Below are 16,594 nucleotides of genomic sequence, written 5' to 3' on the forward strand. Positions count from 1 at the left end.
CGCCACGGCCAAACATCTAAGCCGTTCAAATAACACGCCATTCCAAGTTGGCACGGCTTTCGCTGAGAGGACGGCGTAACCTGAGGGTTTGGGAGAACCCAATGGTTACCGACGGGTCCGGCGTGAAGGTTTGGGAGAACCTGCATTCGGATCGCCTCACAGGGGAGAACCACCGATGCAGAATACGCTTCTGGTCGGCCTATCGAAGCAGATGGTGCTGGAACGGCAGATGGATGTCGTCTCCAACAACATCGCGAACATGAACACCAACGGCTACAAGGCCGACCGGTCGCTGTTCCAGGAATATCTGTCCTCGAACGCGCATGAGGACAATTTCGCCTCCTCCGACCGCCGCGTCTCCTTCGTGCAGGACCGCGCGACCTTCCACGATTTCGCGCAGGGTCCGACCGAAGAGACCAAGAACCCGCTCGACGTCGCGATTGACGGCAATGCCTTCCTGGTGGTGCAGACGCCGGGCGGCGAGCGCTACACCCGCGAAGGCAGCCTGCAGATCAACAATCGCGGCCAGTTGGTCACCGCTTCGGGCTACCAGGTGCTCGGCACCGCCGGCCCGATCACCTTCCAGCAGACCGACCACGACGTCTCGATCGCCGCCGACGGCAACATCACCGTGCTCGAGGGCACCTCCCGTCTCGACTCGATCCGCGGCAAGCTGCGCCTCGTCTCGTTCGCGCAGGCCCAGCGCCTGCTGAAGGAAGGCTCCAACCTCTACGCGCCGGGCGAAGGCACGCAGGCGCTGCCGGACACCAAGGCCCAGATCCGCCAGGGCTTCATCGAGAAGTCGAACGTCAATTCCGTCGTCGAGATGAGCCGCATGATCGAGATCACGCGGACCTACACCCAAATCGCCTCGCTGCTGCAGCAGCAGAGCGACCTGCACAAATCGGCGATCGAGAAACTCGCCGACGTGCCGAACTGATCCAGGGGATTGACCGATGCGCGCACTTTATACAGCTGCGACCGGAATGGCGGCACAGGAACTCAGCGTTCAGGTGATCTCCAACAACATCGCGAACCTGCGCACCACCGGCTACAAGAAGCAGCGCGCCGCGTTCCAGGACCTGATCTACGACCATGTGCGCCGGGTCGGCGCGCAGGCCTCCGACCAGAACACCATCATGCCGATGGGCATCGACCTCGGCGGCGGCGTCAAGACCGTCGGCACGCCGCGCATGATGACCCAGGGCACGCTGTCGCCGACCGGCAACGATCTCGACATCGCGATCCGCGGCGAAGGCTTCTTCAAGATCCTGATGCCGGACGGCACCTTCACCTACACCCGCGACGGCTCGTTCCAGATGGACAATCAGGGCCGCATCGTCAATGCGCAGGGCAATTTGCTGCAGCCGACGATCACGATCCCGCAGAACGCGTCCGGCCTCACCATCAATGCGCAAGGCCAGGTCTCGGTGACCCTGCCGGGCCAGACCGCATCGACCAACATCGGCCAGATCGGCCTGACCCGATTCATCAACAAGGCCGGCCTGATGCCGATCGGCGACAATCTGTTCCAGGAAACGCCGGCCTCCGGCCAGCCGCAGGACGGCACCGCCAACACCGACGGCTATGGCGACATGCAGCAGAGCAACCTCGAACAGGCCAATGTCGAGGTGGTCTCGGAAATCTCCGACCTGATCGCCGCGCAGCGCGCCTATGAGATGAACTCGAAGGTGGTCTCCGCCGCCGATCAGATGATGCAGTCGACCTCCAACCTGTTCCGCTGAGGATGATGTCGATGATCGCCCGCTCCCTCCTGATCGCAGCCGCGCTCCTCGCGGTCACCGTGGCGCCGTCGGCCGCGCAAAGCCGCCGCGAGACCATCGCGGTGCCGACGCTGCGCGCCAGCATCACGGTCGCCGACGACATCGTGCGGGTCGGCGACCTCATCGACAACGCCGGCAGCGCCGGCAGCGTCGCGGTCTACCGCGCGCCGGACCTCGGCACGACAGGCACGCTGCCGGTCGCGCAAGTGCTCAACGTGTTGCGCTCGCACCAGGTGATCGGCGTCGATACCCGCGAGCTGAAGGAGATCACCGTCACCCGGCTGGCGCGCACCATCGACAGCAAGGAGATCGAGCAGCAGGTGTCGCGCGCGCTGGAGGGCCGCCACGGGCTCGGCAGGGCCGGCAACATCGCGCTGACCTTCGACCGCGATCCCGGCGACATCCGCCTCGAGGCCACCAATACCGGCGCGATGCAGCCGATCGCCGTGCGCTACGACCCGCGCTCGACGCGTTTCGACCTGACCTTCGAGATCGGCAACGACGCCGGCGCCGCGCCGTCGAAGCTGCGCTTCACCGGAACCGCGATCGAAACCATCGAGGCCGCCGTGCTGACGCGCAATGTGGAGCGCGGCGACGTGCTGAAGGCCTCCGACGTGATCGTCGAGCGCCGTCCGAAAGCCGAGATCGGCAACGACGCGGCGGTGCGCGACAGCGCCGTCGGCATGCAGGTCCGCCGCCAGCTCCGCCCCGGCCAGGCGCTGCGCGTTGCCGACCTCGCGAAGCCCGATCTCGTCACCCGCGACCAGAACGTCACGCTGATCTATCGCACCGCCGGCCTCTACCTGACGATCCGCGGCAAGGCGATGGATGGCGGCGCCGAGGGCGACACCGTCAGCGTGATGAATATGCAGTCGAAGCGCGCCGTTTCCGGCGTCGTCACCGGCCGCGGCGAGGTCTCAATCTCGGTCGCGACCCCGCGCCCGGCGCCGACCGCCGACGCCACCGAATCCAATTCCGCTTCCGTCAAGCTGAGTTCAGTCGCACCAAACGCCGAGTAAAGTTCATGTCCCAGTACCGCATCAACCGCCTCGTCCTGACCGGTGCACTGCTCGCGCTCGGAACGATCGCCAGCGGTTGCTCGTCGATCGACCGTCTCTCCCAGATCGGCGAGCAGCCGAAGCTGTCGTCGATCGACAATCCGACCACCCAGCCCGGCTACAAGCCGGTGCAGATGCCGATGCCGAAGCCCGAGGTCGCCTCCTACAGCCCGAACTCGCTGTGGCGCAGCGGCTCCCGCGCCTTCTTCAAGGACCAGCGCGCCGCGCGCGTCGGCGACATCCTGACCATCACGGTGAACTTCACCGACAAGGCCGCGATCGCCAACGAGACCCAGCGCAGCCGCACCAACTCCGAGGATTCGGGCGTCACCAACTTCCTGGGCTCGCAGACCATCACGCAGCCGAACAAGATCCTGCCCGGCCGCATCCTGACCGCCGACTCCACCGCCTCCAGCGACGGCAAGGGCTCGGTGAACCGCCAGGAAGCGTTGCAGACCAACGTCGCCGCGGTCGTCACCCAGGTGCTGCCGAACGGCAATCTCGTGGTCGAAGGCAAGCAGGAGATCCGCGTCAACTTCGAAATCCGCGAGCTGATCGTGGCCGGCATCGTGCGCCCGGAGGACATCCAGAGCGACAACACCATCGATTCCTCGAAGATCGCCCAGGCCCGCATCGCCTATGGCGGCCGCGGCCAGATCACCGACGTGCAACAGCCGCGCTACGGACAGCAGGTTCTCGACGTGCTGCTGCCCTTCTAACGGCATGATCCAAGAGTGGAAACCGGTTTTCGGAAACGGACCATGCCTGAGTAGGACTTTTACGAGCTCCCACATCTCGTCGCGAACCTAGGCGCGGCGCGGTGTACCAACACGGCCCTCGCTAGCTCCCCTGGCGAGGGTCGTGGCTTTTTGTGACCGGTGGCGTGCGCCGGCGCGATCGCCGTGCACCAGTCCGATACCGCTTTACGAAAGTCCCGCCATCGCCTTGTCGGTTCGTTAACCCTCGCAGCAGCGCGCAGTAGAAGTCCCGGCGCTTGCAACGTAGGGAGACGACAACGCAGGGTTTTCTGTTTGTATGACGGTCATGCAAAGAGACGGACGATATGCGGCGTGGTTCCGGACGCCGCGGGGCGAAGGCACCGGAATAGTCCAGCTTGCAAATGGCAGGATCTCGGGCGGCGACGCCATGTTCATTTATGGCGGCACCTATCAACTCGATCAGGACCGCTTCACGGCGACGCTGACGACGCACCGCTATGCCGACGGCCCGTTCACCACCGTGTTCGGATGCGACGAGGTCGAGGCGCAGCTGACCGGCTCGTTCAACGGCAACCGGGCGGTGTGCTCGGGCACGGCCAAGCAGGCCCCCGGCGTGCTGTTCGAAGCCACCCTGTTTCTGCAGCAACAGGAGCCGGAGCCCGCCCCCGGCCCAAGGACCACGACAACACGCGCGGGTGTGGCGAGGCTGCCGAAGCTCCCCGGCCGGCGCACGACGGTCGTGAGCAGGCGTTTCAGCTAATCCGTCCGCAATCCCGATGGCGTCGCCACCCGGTCCGGCGTACGATCGCGCATGCGCGAAGCGCAGCCCGATCGATGCAGCCGGAAGGAGGAACGCATGTATGCCGCCATCCGTCACGCCAAGGCGAAGACTGGTAGCGCCGAGGAACTCGCGCGCCGGATCAAGGAAGGCGCAATCCCGATCATCAGCGACGTTGAAGGCTTCATGGCCTATTACGTGGTCTATGCCGGCGACGATACCGTCACCGCGATCAGCGTCTTCAACAACCATGCCGGCGCCGAAGAGGCCAACCGCCGCGCGCTGGCCTGGATCGATGACAATCTCGGCCCATTGCTGGTCGGCCAGGCCACCGCGGTTGCGGGTCCAGTGATCGTGCATACCAAGGCATAACGGCCGCAACCGGGTTGCGGGTCCGGTGATCGTGCATACCAAGGCATAACGGCCGCAACCGGGTTGCGGGTCCAGTGATCGTGCATACCATAGCCTGAAGGCCGCAACCGGCAAACTTCGCCCGGCAAAAGCTGCCGGCTGCGCGTCGTGCGCGCGTGGCGGCGTCGCGATCCCGTTGAAATCACGGCTGCAACGGATGGCACGCCATTTGCTCCACGATTGCAGCATTGCAATGGGGACTGCGCGCGCAGATGACGTCGATCTCGGCCCTTGGATCGGTCACCGCCAGCATGACGACTGGCACATTGAAGAAACCGCTGACCGCCGACGCCACCGGCGGCAGCTCGCTCGGCGACACCGTCGAGCAGAAGTTTCTCAAATATGCGCAGATGAGCCCGATGGACCGGATGCGCGCGAACATCCTCAAAAGCATGGGCATGTCGGAAGAAGATCTCAAGAACATGACGCCGGATCAGCGCGCCGCGGTCGAGCAGAAGATCAAGGAGCTGATCGAGCAGGCGTTCCAGAAGAACGCCGGCAAGGCCGGCCAGGCGGTCGACATCTCGGCCTAGCTTGCCTGCGCGGGAGCGCGACGGCCGCATTCACGCGTCGGGCCTGTCGCTCAGGACAATGAAGACCTTGCCGCCGAAGTCGTATCGCGCGACCTCGCGCATGCCGAGCCGCAGATGCGCCTTGAGCGAACGCGGGTTGTCTTCCCTGATGAACAGGATTGCCTCGCGGCCGGGGAACGTCGCCTGAAGCTTCGCGTACAACGCATCCAGCACGCCAAGGCCGCGCGCGTCCCGCGAGACGCACACCGGACCATAAACATACGCATCTGCCCGCCCCGGCCAGGCCTTCAGCATGGCCTGCACCGGCGGCGCCTCGCCATATCCCTTCTCCGACGTCAGGAGCGCGCCGAGCAGTCTGCCCTCATCGTCGGTCGCGACGACGATCGATTGCCCGCTTGCAATGCGCGTCTCGATCACGTCGCGCGGCCATTGCCCGAGCAGCATGCCACCGTGCTCCCCGTTGTTGGCCGTCAACAGCGCGGAGATGGCGTCCGCATCGGACAATGTGGCGAGCCTGGTCTTGATCATCGCGGATGGATCGCGAGCACCATGGCGGCGCAGCTCACGCCTTCTTCTTTGCGGTCGCGCGGGTACCTGCGGCCTTCTTTGCCGGCTTCTTCGCAGATTTCCTGGATTTGGCCTGGTTGAGTTCGATCGCAGCACGAATGAGCGTCTTCAGCGCAGGGGCGTTGATCTTGTCGCCCTCGAACAGATCGATCGCGCGCCGCGCATTGCCCTCGAAGCCGGTGTTGAACAGCTTGTCGGGGTCGGGCAGCTGCGCGCCATACATGAAGGTCAGCTTGACCTTGCCCTTGTGGGCGTTGCCGACCGCAATGATGCCGTCGCGCGACCACACCGGGCTGCCCATCCACTTCCACTCCTCGATGATCTCAGGATCGGCGGCGAGGATGCTCTTGCGCAGGCTGGCGAGCGTCTTGCCGCGCCAGTCGGTGAGGTCCTCGATCATCCGGTCGATACGTTCCGATGCCGTCATTGCTGTCTCTCGCGCCTCATCCGCCCCAAGTCGTCACGTCAAGTCGTCACGTCATGCAATCACACTTGGGACGCGGACGTCGATCCCCCATGCTGACGCCGCGGCGACAGATATGGCAACGCGAACAGATAAAGGCCGCTGAGCAGCATGAAGATCAGCGGGAACAGCGCTAGCAAGCCGATCCAGACCGCCTGCTGCTGCAGGACCATGGCGACGATGTTGATGATGACGGCGACCGTGAAGGCGATCGAGAGCCAGCGGTGCGATTGCCGGATCCAGTTGTTCCAGTTCAATGTGACCTCCTGTTGGTGAGTGAATGATCCAGCGGCATTGCGGGGAGCTCGCGACAAATTGCAGAGCAATTTTGCGCTGAAGCGACGAAGCAATCCATCTATCCGTGTATGCGGCACGATGGATTGCTTCGCGGAGCCTGTCATCGGGCGGCGCTATGCGCCGACCCGTTGGCTCGCAATGACGAGAGAGAGAGACCGTCAACCTTGCCGCGCCATCAGCTGATCGAGATTCTCGAGGAACTGCTTCCATCCGGCATGAGCGCCGCCATAGGCCTGCTTCTGATGCGGCTGGAAGCCGGACTGCTCGACGCGCAGATGGGTGCCGGTCGCCGTCGGCGTCAGCGTGAAGACCACAACGCTCTCGAGATTGTAGGCGGCATCCGCATGCACGAAATTCCAGGTGTAGGACAGCGTCCTGTGCGGCTCCACAGCGAGCACCTTGCAGTCCAGCACGCCGCCCCACTCGCCGCGCAGGTTGAAGCTGTGCCCGACCTCGGGCTTGAAGTCGTTCTTCATCAGCCACTCCTCCATCAGATGCGGTTGGGTCAGCGCGCGCCAGAGCTTTTCCGGCGGATGAGGAAATTCACGCTCGACGATCGCGGAACGCGTTTCAGCGGTGGTCTTGTTCATTGGTCCATCCTTTTGAGGAGATCTTCGAGGTGGTCGAACCGGTTCTGCCAGAAGCCCGCCATCTGGCTGGTCCAGTCGATCAGCGGCGCCAGCGCGCCGAGTTGCGCGCTGTAATGGGTCTGCCTGCCTTCATGGCGGTCGCGCACCAGCCCGGCCTGCTTCAGCACGCCGAGATGCTTCGACACCGCCGGCTGCGAGATCCTGGCGCGGGCCGTCAGCGCGCCGACGGTCTGCTCGCCCTCGCGGCACAGGCGCTCGAAGATGGCCCGGCGGGTCGGGTCTGCAAGGGTTCGAAACAGGATGTCGTGAGCGTCAGGCATTTGCGATCAATAACCCATTGGTTATGGATTGACGTATAACCAACCAGCTATGGATGAGTCAATCGCAAACTTCGGCGGCTCGACAGCGGCCGCGCCACCTGAGGCTTTCCGGCGCGATGGCACACCAAGACCGCCCGCGCCTTTCATAACCCGCAGGTTATCCGGTGGCACCGATCGGCCCGTCGGGCAACTCAGGGCGGAACGAAGAGCAAAGCTCGGGCAAATCATGTCGCGAGAATGCGGAAGTTTGACTCACAGATCGCGCAACACATTCCATGTCGTCCTGGCGAAAGCCAGAACCCATTACCCCAAATGAGAGTTGTTGCGCGATGCTGGGGCCACGATCCCGCTCATCATCAAGTGCGGTGGTTATGGATCCTGGCTTTCGCCAGGACGACGATCGTGTGTGTGTGTGGAATCCGCTCTGTCATCACCCGGCTCGCCGCCTCCGCTGAAGCTTCGGCGCGCCAAGGATGCACGGCCTCGTCGAAGCCTTGGCGAAGACGGGACCGGGCGATCCAGTACGCCGCGGCCGCTCGGCTCAAGCACAGCCGTCTCTGCAATACTGGATCACCCGCTTTCGCTTTAGCGGGTCATCACACCGCGCTGTTTGACATCTTGAATTGCGACTCGTCCTCACCGTCATCCCTGCCTTGTGCGCAATTGCACATGGGAGCAGGGACCGAGCATGAAACCGTGTCGTTGCGGTGGCACTGCGCATGATCTACAACCTTTGCACGGACACGATTGCTAGTCTCGGATAATTTTACGGAGATTTTTGATGTGCCAGCTTTGCGAAATCCCAGCTCCCACCCAGACCTCCCGGCGCCGCTTCCTCGCTGCCGCGGCCTGCACCGCCGCCAGCCTCGCCCTTGCCCCGCCGGTTTCCGCCAGGGAAACCAAATCGCCGCCGAAGCCGCAGAATGTGCTGGCGCCGGACGCGGCGCTGGAGCGGCTGGTGAAGGGCAATCTGCGCTATGTCGAAGGCGTCTCGCGGCGGCATGATTTCAAGCACGAGCGCGAGGCGCTGGCCGGCGGACAGAATCCGTTCGCCGGCATCCTGAGTTGCGCGGACTCCCGCATCGCACCGGAATACGCCTTCGACACCGGCCGCGGCGATCTGTTCGTCTGCCGCATCGCGGGCAATTTTGCCAGCGACGAGACCATCGCGAGCCTGGAATATGCATCGGCCGTGCTCAACGTGCCGCTGTTCATGGTGCTCGGCCACGACAGCTGCGGGGCAGTCGACGCCGCCATCAAGTCGCTGAAGGACAACACCACCCTGCCCGGTCATCTGCCCTCGCTGGTCAATGCGATCGCACCGGCGGTGAAGGCGACCGAAGGCAAGGGAGGCGACCGGCTCGCCAACGCCATCAGGCAGAACGTCATCGACAACGTCGCGAAGCTGAAATCGGCAACGCCGATCCTCAGCGCCGCGGTCGATCAGGGCAAGCTCAAGGTGGTCGGCGCGGTCTACCGGCTGACCGACGGCAAGGTCGAACTGGTCACGGACGCCAAGCGCCCGGCGACTTGAAAGTCAGGTGAATTCAGTAAAGTCAGGTCAAGGTCGCGCAACACACTCGGTGTCGTCCCTGCTTTCGCAGGGACGACGTCCTTATGTGGAGGCAGGCTCGCACAACGTCACCTCACGTAAAGGCCGCTTCCACCTTGCCGAGGCCGTCGAGCTCCATCACGACCGTGTCGCCCGCGTTCAGCCACACCGTCTTGACCAGGCTGCCGGTCAGTACGATCTGGCCGGCATGCAAGCCACGGCCTTCAGTGGCGAGATGATTGGCGAGCCAGGCGAGCGCGTTGTGGGGATGCCCGAGCACGTCGGCGCCGGTGCCGCGGCCTTCTTCCTTGCCGTTGACGATCGCGCGTCCCGCGACCGCGCGCAAATCGGGCACGGTGATGCGCGGCACCTCCTCCCCGAGCACGCAACCGGCGGCGAAGAAGTCGTCGGCAATCAGCGTCGGCGCGCCCAATGTCTCCCATTTGACGTAGCGGTCGTCGACGATCTCGATCGCGGGATAGTAGGCATCGATCGCTTCCGCGACCCATTCGGCGGTGAACGGCGCCTCGCTGGGAGCGAGATTGCGGGCGAGCCGCACCGCGATCTCGCACTCGACGCCGACATGGACGAACTCGGCCGCCGGCAGCCGCACGCCGCTGTCATGCACGACCTTCTCGAACACGCCACCGACGCAGGGGTGCGGGATGTTGATATATTCCTGCATCACCGCGCTGGTGCAGCCGATCTTGTAGCCGACGAGGCTGCCGACGTGTGGCTGCATCAGAGCGTGCAACGCGTACTGCACCTGATAGCCTTCGGCCTCGTCGCGCGGCACCACGTCCTTCGGAAGCGCCTTGAGCGGCGCCCGGCTGCGGCGCGCGCTGGCGATCGCCTTTGCGGCCGCGAGGACCCGATCCATCTGCGCAGCCTCCCTGGTGTTCTCGGCGGCGCGGTGGCGCCTCCGTCTGCTCGCTGCAATTCAGCACTCGCCGACGCGTCTGGCAAGCACGCTGCACGGGAGCTGCCGTCAGGCCTTGACGAGGCCGAGCCGGATCAGGCTCTCGGCGGTCGCGACGATCATCTCCTCATTGCCGCGCGGGCGCCAGCCGAGCAGGTGCTGCGCCTTGGCGCTGGTCGCGCGGCGCACCTTGCCGAGCAGCGGCAGCGCGGCACGGGCCATCGGGTTGCGCCGTGCGGCGAGCCGCATCATCCAGTCCGGCGCCTGGAACCGCGGCACGCGCCGCGCCTTGCTGCCGAGTTTTGCGCGCAGCACTCGGGCGACCCCGAGGATCGACATGGTCTCGCCGGCGACCGCCAGGAAGCGCTCACCGCTGGCCTCGGGCGACATCATGGCGCGCAGATGCAGGTCGGCGACATCGCGGACGTCGACGAGGCCGAAATGGATCCGCGGCACCGCCGGCATCGCGCCGTCGAGCAGCGCCTTGATGATGCCGATCGACTCGGAGAAATCGGCACCGAGCGCCGGGCCGAACACCGCGGTGGGGTTGACCACGGCAAGCTCGAGGCCATTGCCTTGGCGCGCCACGAAATCCCAGGCGGCGCGCTCGGCCAGCGTCTTGGATTTCGGATAGGCCTGCACGCCCTCGCCATCGAGATTGGACCATACTGTCTCGTTGAACGGCGCCGCCTGCGGCGGATGGCCGTAACCGATTGCCGCGAACGACGATGTCACGACCACGCGCTTGACGCCGGCGTCGCGCGCGGCGCGCAACACCCGCAGCGTGCCTTCCCGCGCCGGGACGATCAGCTCGTTCTCGTCCTCGGGCACATAGGCGCCGAGCGGTGATGCGACATGCAGCACGTAGTCGCACCCGGTGGCCGCCTCGCGCCAGCCATCGTCGCGCAGCAGGTCGGCGGTGACGAAGCCGACCTGGTCGGGCGCCAGCGCGCCACCCTCGCGCAGCATCGCGATCACGTCGTTGCTGCGACCCGGATTGCGCACCGTCGTTCGCACCGCGTGCCCGTCGGCGAGCAGCTGCAGAATCGTATGCACGCCGATGAATCCCGATCCGCCTGTGACCAAAACCGTGCTCATGTCCCTGCCCTCTTCATGGTTCGGCGGATGGGCCCAACATTGCACTGCCCGCCCTGCACAGGCCGCATCTGGTCACTATCTGATCTTGGACAAGTAGGCTGAAATTCGAGACCGCTATGGAAAACAATACCAGCGATATGTGTGACGGCGGTGAATGCGAGAGCTGCCCCAGCGACCCCAATGTGCTGATCGAATTCAAGCACGCGATCCATGCGCTCGGGGGGAAATGGAAGCTCGAGATCCTGTTCACGCTGATGAATGGCGGTGTGCGGTTCGGCGCGCTGCGCCGCGCGCTCGCGCCGATCACCCAGCACATGCTGACTGCGCAGCTGCGCGAGCTCGAGCGCGACGGCCTGGTGGCGCGCAGGGTGCTCGCCGAGAAGCCGCTGCAGGTCGAATACTGACGGATTCGGCCTGGAGCCTGACGCCGGCTTTCCGCGAATTGCTGGCATGGTCGAAGACGTTCGGCCCGCGCCGTCAGGCGGAGGCAAGCGAGGCGATACTCGGAGCCGGGTTGGCCTGAATATCGCCTCGCCTTCAGATCGGCGTCCGATCAATCCATGCCAAGCGCCTTTCGGATCGCGATCTCGACCGGCGAATACGCGCCATCCGCGCGTTCCAGCCGGTATGGTTCGCCGGCAGCGAGCGACGGCTGGGCCATGAAGCGCGGCGTCGTGCCCCGATGCTTCTGCGCGGCATGCACCAGCAACGGATGACACAGATAGACCGTGCCGGCCTCGCCGGTCGCGAGCGCGACCTCGCAGTCGGCGCCGACATCGTCGAGCACCATGCGTGCGCGCCCGGCCTCGCCCGCCGGCGCGAGGTGGCGCGCCATCGGCCAATGCGAGCCGACCCTGATCCGGGTCGGCGCGTCGTCCTCGCCGACGTCGGAGAACAGGAACAGCATCAGCAGCGCCCGGCCGCGCGAGACGACATTGGCCCGCCAGGCGGAGAAGTCGCTGCGCTCGTTCGGGTCGCAATCCTCGCCGGGGAAGCTGACGTCGATGTGCCAGCCAGCATCGCCGGGATCGTCCGGATGCGGGAAGCGCACCGGAAAGGTTCCGATGTCGTCGCGCGGACGCCAGCGGCCGGGACCGGCGATCTGATCGAACGCCCGGTGCAGTAGCGGCGTGTTGATCGCTTCGCGAAACGGCGTACCGCCGTACCCCGGCAACCGGATCACCGGTTGGGTCCAAGTCAAAGGGTCGTGCTCGCTGCATGGCAGGTCGCGCCACATGATGGCGCGTCCCCGGTCGGCGAGTTCCCGGGGAAAGGCGCTGTCGATCCGGACAAAGCCCTGTTGGATGAATTGCTCGATCTGCGCGCCGTCAAGCGCACGCGCGTCGTTTCGATGGGTCATGATTGTCTCTCAAACTGTCGCCAGCCATCGATGCTCCGCGATGCGCGGAACCTGACCGGCTCATTCGGTTTCACTGGAATCCCAGGAGCGAAAGCTCGTGGGGCCACTCAGCGCTTCCAGGAGGAAGCGGGATCAGCCCAGCAAAAACACCGAAGCGATGCTGAGAGTGCGTGTCATCATGGCGGCGCGAACGTACAACCGGTACGCGCCGGCAGCAATCCGTGGCGATCCGTCGCCACTATTCGTCGCGATAGACCTTCTCGCGCTTCTCGTGGCGTTCCTGCGCCTCCACCGACAGCGTTGCGATCGGGCGGGCTTCGAGCCGCTTCAGCGAGATCGGTTCACCGGTCTCTTCGCAATAGCCGTAGGTGTTGTCTTCGATGCGCTGGAGCGCCGCGTCGATCTTGGAGATCAGCTTGCGCTGACGGTCGCGGGCACGAAGTTCGATCGCGCGGTCGGTTTCCGAGGACGCTCGGTCCGCGAGGTCGGGATGATTGACGTTCTCTTCCTGCAACGTCTGCAACGTGACCTTCGATTCGCGGAGGATTTCATCCTTCCAGGCCAGCAGCTTAGCGCGGAAATAATCGCGCTGCCGCTCATTCATGAAAGGCTCTTTTTCAGTCGGCCGGTAGTTCTTCAGCTTTTCCAAAGGCAGCCATGTCCCTGTCAGGCGGAGGGAACACAACTCCTCCGCGCGGCGCCTTATATAGCCACGTCATGTGACAGACAATATCTGCCACCGCGAAAGGCGGGCCGCCCCCAAGGCCTTGCACAGGCAAACTTATCCGCCCTGCCCGGGGACGGCCCCTGCCCCTCAATAGCCGACCGTGAAACGCCGGCGAATATGGGCCGGGCGCTCGATTTCGTCGGCGAGTGCAACTGCGAAATCCTCGAAGGAGATCGAGCTTTTGCCGTCGGCGGCGGTCAGGAGCTGGTCGGTTCCGAGGCGGAACTTGCCGGTCCGCTCGCCGGCCACGAACAGCGCCGAGGGCGACAAGAAGGTCCAGTTCAGGTCCTTCTCCTGGCGCAGCAGGTCCAGGAATTCAGCCCCCTTGGAGGCCTCGGCCTTGTATTGGGGCGGAAAGTTGGGGGTGGTCACCAGGCGGACGCCCGGCGCCACCTCAAGGCTGCCGGCGCCGCCGACCACGAGATAGCGGCCGACCCCGGATGCCTTGGCCGCCCCGATCAGCTTGGCGGGGTCGCTGACCAGGAAATGGATCGAGCTGATCGCGGCATCGTGGCCGGCCCACAGCGCGGCCAGGGCGGCCTGGTCGTTCGCGTCACCCTTGCGGGCGGCGACATTGGGCAGGCTGGCGATCTTCTCAGGGTTGCGGGCGATGGCGGTGACGGCGTGGCCGCGGCGGGAGAGTTCCGCGGTGATGCGCGAGCCGGCCTGGCCGGACGCGCCGGCGATGGCGATCTTCATCTCAAGTCTCCAATTGATGGTTTCCAATGGTGACTAGATAGCGAAAAGGATGTAGGTGTGAAGAAGGCACTCTCGCCTCACCTGATCACGCCGGAGTAACCGCGATGAAAGCCACGAGCCTCAAGCCGGACGCCTATGCCGCCAATTGCCCGACGCGCCAGATCCTCGACCGGGTCGGCGACAAATGGGCGGTGCTGATCCTGCTGCTGCTACGCAGCGAGCCGATGCGCTTCAACCAGCTCCGACGCGCCATCGAAGGCATCTCGCAGAAGATGCTGTCGCAGGTGCTGAAAAGCCTGGAGCGCGACGGGCTGCTGCGCCGCCGGGCAATCGCAACGGTGCCGGTGACGGTGGAGTATTCAATCACGCCGCTCGGATCGACGCTCGCCGAAGCCGTCGACCCGCTGCGCGACTGGGCCGAACGGAATCTGAAGGACGTGCTGGCCGCGCAGCGCCGCTACGACGCGCAGCGCAAGACGCTGGCGGCCTGAGGCACCTGCAGGCACCAGCGGCGTCGGACAGGTGAGTTGATCGGGAGGAGCCTAGTATTGCCCGGCCTTGGCGAGCTCGACCTCGACGCGCAGTTCGATCTCACCGAGCACGGCATCGAGACCGGGATCGCCGGAAGATTCCTTCAGGCTCGCCGCGGCGTCACGCAGCCGGTTCACCGTGGAGGAATCGAAATTGCCGGACAGCAGACCGAGCTTGAGCGCATCGAGCACGTCGAGCGCGCCCTTGCCGCGGGCCACCGAGCGCTTGCGGCGCTCGGTCGGGTCCTCGACGCCCTGCAGCGCGAGCAGCGCATCGAGGCTGGCGGCGGCCTTCGGCGCCGCGGTGGAGCGGACCTCCTCCTGCGCGGTCGTCGCAACCGGCAGCGAGAAGCCGCTCGACGAGGTGCGCCGCGAGGCGCTGGTGGACGTGCCAAGCGTGGTGCCGTTCGGTCCGTAGATGCGCATCGTCGTGATGATCCCGCAGGCCTGAATGGGCCGAGCATCGCTGTTTTATGGTTAACGGCGCGTAAACGACCCGGCAATTTCTGCCGCCGCGCGGCAGTTTCGCGCTCCCTGGCGAACCGGAGCAAAATGACGACCCGACAATTTCGATAAATATATCAACACATTGCCCAAGCGAAGCAGAGTGGCACGCAGCTCGCATGGTTAATGGCGGATCGCCGTCATGGGAGTGTCGCGCGATCCGCGAGTTCAGTTCGAGGGGAGCATCGGGATGCCCGGCATCCGCATCGCAAATCTGTTCGGAGTGGCCTGCGCCGCGCTGCTGGCGCTGGCGACCTCCGTCATGCCGGCGGCCGCGACGTCGCGGATCAAGGATCTCGCCAATATCGAGGGCGTGCGCCAGAACCAGCTGATCGGCTACGGCCTCGTGGTCGGCCTCAACGGCACCGGCGATACGCTCAACAACATCCCCTTCACCAAGCAATCGCTGCAAGCGATGCTCGAGCGCATGGGCGTCAACATCCGCGGCGCCACCATCCGCACCGGCAACGTCGCCGCGGTGATGGTGACCGGCAATCTGCCGGCGTTCGGCACCCAGGGCACGCGCATGGACGTCACCGTCTCGGCGCTCGGCGATGCCAAGAACCTGCAGGGCGGCACCCTGCTCGTCACCCCCCTGCTCGGCGCCGACGGCAATGTCTATGCGGTGGCGCAGGGATCGGTGGCGGTCGCCGGCTTCGCGGCCGAAGGTGCCGCCGCCAGCGTCGTGCGCGGCGTGCCGACCGTCGGCCGGATCGCCAACGGCGCCATCATCGAGCGCGAGATCGAATTCGCGCTCAACCGCCTGCCCAATGTGCGCCTCGCGCTGCGCAACGCCGATTTCACCACCGCCAAGCGAATCGCCGCCGCCGTCAACGACTATCTCGGCGTCAAGACCGCCGAGCCGATCGATCCCTCCACGGTGCAGCTTTCGATCCCGACGGAGTTCAAGGGCAACGTCGTCGCCTTCCTGACCGAGATCGAGCAGCTGCAGGTCGATCCCGATCTGGTGGCGAAGATCGTGATCGACGAGCGTTCCGGCATCATCGTGATGGGCCGCGACGTCCGCGTCGCCACCGTCGCGGTCGCGCAGGGCAATCTCACCGTCTCGATCTCCGAGAGTCCGCAGGTCAGCCAGCCCAATCCGCTGTCGCGCGGCCGAACAGTCGTGACACCGCGCACCAGCGTCGGCGTCAGCGAGGACGGCAAGAAGTTCGCCGTGGTCAAGGACGGCGTCTCGCTGCAGCAGCTGGTCGACGGCCTCAATGGCCTCGGCATCGGACCGCGCGACCTCATCAGTATCCTGCAGGCGATCAAGGCCGCCGGCGCGATCGAAGCCGACATCGAGGTGATGTGATGGCGAGCCTGATCAACAGCACCACCGGCAGCATGCCGAACAAGGCGTTGATGCCGATGTTCAACGGCCGCCCCGATCCCGTACTGCAGGACGCGCTGAAGAAGGTGACGCCGCAGCAGGCCGCCAAGGCGAAGGCGACCGCGACCGATTTCGAATCGATGTTCCTGAATTCGATGTTCTCGCAGATGACGACCGGCCTGAAGGGCGATGGCCCGTACGGCGACACCGTCGGCACCGGCGCGTGGCGGTCGATGCTGACCGACGAATACTCGAAGAATTTCGCCAAGGCCGGCGGCGTCGGCATTTCCAACGAAGTGTTCCGCTCGCTGATCCTGCAGCAGGCGAACAAGAGCTAGGGTTTCAAGGAGCA

The 16,594-nt window shown here is 65.1% G+C and carries 22 protein-coding genes and 1 pseudogene; 12 read left to right on the forward strand and 11 right to left on the reverse strand.

The window, feature by feature from the left end; translation table 11 throughout:
* Positions 1-175: 175 nt before the first annotated feature.
* From flgF to Q2M23_RS25275, 7 genes are all read left to right on the forward strand, one after another.
* A complete protein-coding gene (flgF, locus tag Q2M23_RS25245) occupies positions 176-940 on the forward strand; it encodes a flagellar basal-body rod protein FlgF (RefSeq protein ID WP_057018627.1) in 765 nt (254 codons plus the stop codon).
* Between the two features lie 16 nt (positions 941-956).
* The gene (gene flgG / locus Q2M23_RS25250) at positions 957-1,745 is read left to right on the forward strand and encodes a flagellar basal-body rod protein FlgG (protein ID WP_028337173.1); all 789 of its coding nucleotides are present in this window, start codon (positions 957-959) and stop codon (positions 1,743-1,745) included.
* 2 nt (positions 1,746-1,747) lie between these two features.
* On the forward strand, positions 1,748-2,803 hold the full coding sequence (flgA, locus tag Q2M23_RS25255; RefSeq protein WP_316397395.1) for a flagellar basal body P-ring formation chaperone FlgA: 1,056 nt from the start codon (positions 1,748-1,750) through the stop codon (positions 2,801-2,803).
* 5 nt (positions 2,804-2,808) lie between these two features.
* Positions 2,809-3,561, forward strand: coding sequence for a flagellar basal body L-ring protein FlgH (gene flgH, locus Q2M23_RS25260; RefSeq protein ID WP_028337175.1), 753 nt, complete (start codon positions 2,809-2,811; stop codon positions 3,559-3,561).
* A 427-nt stretch (positions 3,562-3,988) separates the two neighbouring features.
* Positions 3,989-4,321 carry a hypothetical protein gene (locus tag Q2M23_RS25265; RefSeq protein ID WP_375166679.1) on the forward strand — a complete coding sequence of 111 codons (333 nt, stop codon included), beginning with the start codon at positions 3,989-3,991 and terminating at the stop codon, positions 4,319-4,321.
* Between the two features lie 96 nt (positions 4,322-4,417).
* The gene (locus Q2M23_RS25270) at positions 4,418-4,711 is read left to right on the forward strand and encodes a hypothetical protein (protein ID WP_028337177.1); all 294 of its coding nucleotides are present in this window, start codon (positions 4,418-4,420) and stop codon (positions 4,709-4,711) included.
* 251 nt (positions 4,712-4,962) lie between these two features.
* Positions 4,963-5,283, forward strand: coding sequence for a hypothetical protein (locus tag Q2M23_RS25275; RefSeq protein WP_050387610.1), 321 nt, complete (start codon positions 4,963-4,965; stop codon positions 5,281-5,283).
* Positions 5,284-5,313: 30 nt separating this feature from the next.
* On the opposite strand, the gene Q2M23_RS25280 is transcribed toward Q2M23_RS25275, so the two are convergent.
* The 5 genes from Q2M23_RS25280 to Q2M23_RS25300 all read right to left on the reverse strand — a co-directional run bounded on the left by Q2M23_RS25280 (position 5,314) and on the right by Q2M23_RS25300 (position 7,520).
* Positions 5,314-5,811, reverse strand: a complete 498-nt coding sequence (locus Q2M23_RS25280; RefSeq protein WP_076825662.1) for a GNAT family N-acetyltransferase — start codon at positions 5,809-5,811, stop codon at positions 5,314-5,316.
* Between the two features lie 34 nt (positions 5,812-5,845).
* Positions 5,846-6,277, reverse strand: coding sequence for a DUF1801 domain-containing protein (locus Q2M23_RS25285; RefSeq protein ID WP_076825664.1), 432 nt, complete (start codon positions 6,275-6,277; stop codon positions 5,846-5,848).
* 59 nt (positions 6,278-6,336) lie between these two features.
* On the reverse strand, positions 6,337-6,570 hold the full coding sequence (locus tag Q2M23_RS25290) for a hypothetical protein (protein WP_076825666.1): 234 nt from the start codon (positions 6,568-6,570) through the stop codon (positions 6,337-6,339).
* A gap of 198 nt (positions 6,571-6,768) precedes the next feature.
* On the reverse strand, positions 6,769-7,200 hold the full coding sequence (locus Q2M23_RS25295; RefSeq protein ID WP_057018633.1) for an SRPBCC domain-containing protein: 432 nt from the start codon (positions 7,198-7,200) through the stop codon (positions 6,769-6,771).
* Positions 7,197-7,520 (reverse strand): ArsR/SmtB family transcription factor, encoded by a 324-nt coding sequence (locus Q2M23_RS25300; protein WP_016846748.1) that lies wholly within the window; start codon positions 7,518-7,520, stop codon positions 7,197-7,199. Before Q2M23_RS25300 ends, Q2M23_RS25295 begins: the two co-directional genes overlap by 4 nt.
* Before the next feature lie 781 nt (positions 7,521-8,301).
* On the opposite strand from Q2M23_RS25300, the gene Q2M23_RS25305 reads away from it, so the two are divergent.
* A complete protein-coding gene (locus Q2M23_RS25305) occupies positions 8,302-9,054 on the forward strand; it encodes a carbonic anhydrase (RefSeq protein WP_316397398.1) in 753 nt (250 codons plus the stop codon).
* 112 nt (positions 9,055-9,166) lie between these two features.
* On the opposite strand, the gene Q2M23_RS25310 is transcribed toward Q2M23_RS25305, so the two are convergent.
* Entirely contained in the window at positions 9,167-9,952 is a 786-nt protein-coding gene (locus Q2M23_RS25310) for a 2-keto-4-pentenoate hydratase (protein WP_057016665.1), read from the reverse strand.
* A gap of 108 nt (positions 9,953-10,060) precedes the next feature.
* Complete coding sequence (locus Q2M23_RS25315) at positions 10,061-11,089, reverse strand: SDR family oxidoreductase (RefSeq protein WP_057016666.1); 1,029 nt, start codon at positions 11,087-11,089, stop codon at positions 10,061-10,063.
* Between the two features lie 116 nt (positions 11,090-11,205).
* Between Q2M23_RS25315 and Q2M23_RS25320 the strand changes: the two are divergent.
* Positions 11,206-11,612, forward strand: a pseudogene (locus Q2M23_RS25320) (winged helix-turn-helix transcriptional regulator).
* A gap of 30 nt (positions 11,613-11,642) precedes the next feature.
* Here Q2M23_RS25320 and Q2M23_RS25325 read toward each other — a convergent pair.
* The 3 genes from Q2M23_RS25325 to Q2M23_RS25335 form a co-directional block, all read right to left on the reverse strand.
* The gene (locus tag Q2M23_RS25325) at positions 11,643-12,449 is read right to left on the reverse strand and encodes a phytanoyl-CoA dioxygenase (protein WP_316397401.1); all 807 of its coding nucleotides are present in this window, start codon (positions 12,447-12,449) and stop codon (positions 11,643-11,645) included.
* Between the two features lie 238 nt (positions 12,450-12,687).
* Entirely contained in the window at positions 12,688-13,053 is a 366-nt protein-coding gene (gene dksA / locus Q2M23_RS25330; protein WP_170991616.1) for an RNA polymerase-binding protein DksA, read from the reverse strand.
* Positions 13,054-13,263: 210 nt separating this feature from the next.
* The gene (locus Q2M23_RS25335) at positions 13,264-13,875 is read right to left on the reverse strand and encodes an NAD(P)-dependent oxidoreductase (RefSeq protein WP_316397402.1); all 612 of its coding nucleotides are present in this window, start codon (positions 13,873-13,875) and stop codon (positions 13,264-13,266) included.
* Between the two features lie 104 nt (positions 13,876-13,979).
* Between Q2M23_RS25335 and Q2M23_RS25340 the strand changes: the two genes are divergently transcribed.
* Positions 13,980-14,366: a winged helix-turn-helix transcriptional regulator gene (locus Q2M23_RS25340; protein ID WP_168854996.1), complete on the forward strand. Its 387-nt coding sequence runs from the start codon at positions 13,980-13,982 to the stop codon at positions 14,364-14,366.
* Positions 14,367-14,417: 51 nt separating this feature from the next.
* On the opposite strand, the gene Q2M23_RS25345 is transcribed toward Q2M23_RS25340, so the two are convergent.
* Positions 14,418-14,831, reverse strand: a complete 414-nt coding sequence (locus tag Q2M23_RS25345) for a flagellar assembly protein FliX (protein ID WP_316397403.1) — start codon at positions 14,829-14,831, stop codon at positions 14,418-14,420.
* A gap of 268 nt (positions 14,832-15,099) precedes the next feature.
* Between Q2M23_RS25345 and Q2M23_RS25350 the strand changes: the two genes are divergently transcribed.
* A complete protein-coding gene (locus Q2M23_RS25350) occupies positions 15,100-16,224 on the forward strand; it encodes a flagellar basal body P-ring protein FlgI (RefSeq protein WP_316397405.1) in 1,125 nt (374 codons plus the stop codon).
* Positions 16,224-16,580 (forward strand): flagellar assembly peptidoglycan hydrolase FlgJ, encoded by a 357-nt coding sequence (gene flgJ / locus Q2M23_RS25355; RefSeq protein ID WP_028337696.1) that lies wholly within the window; start codon positions 16,224-16,226, stop codon positions 16,578-16,580. Before Q2M23_RS25350 ends, flgJ begins: the two co-directional genes overlap by 1 nt.
* The last annotated feature ends 14 nt before the right edge of the window (positions 16,581-16,594 follow it).

Source organism: Bradyrhizobium sp. 33ap4 (genome assembly GCF_032654765.1).
GTDB lineage: Bacteria > Pseudomonadota > Alphaproteobacteria > Rhizobiales > Xanthobacteraceae > Bradyrhizobium > Bradyrhizobium australafricanum.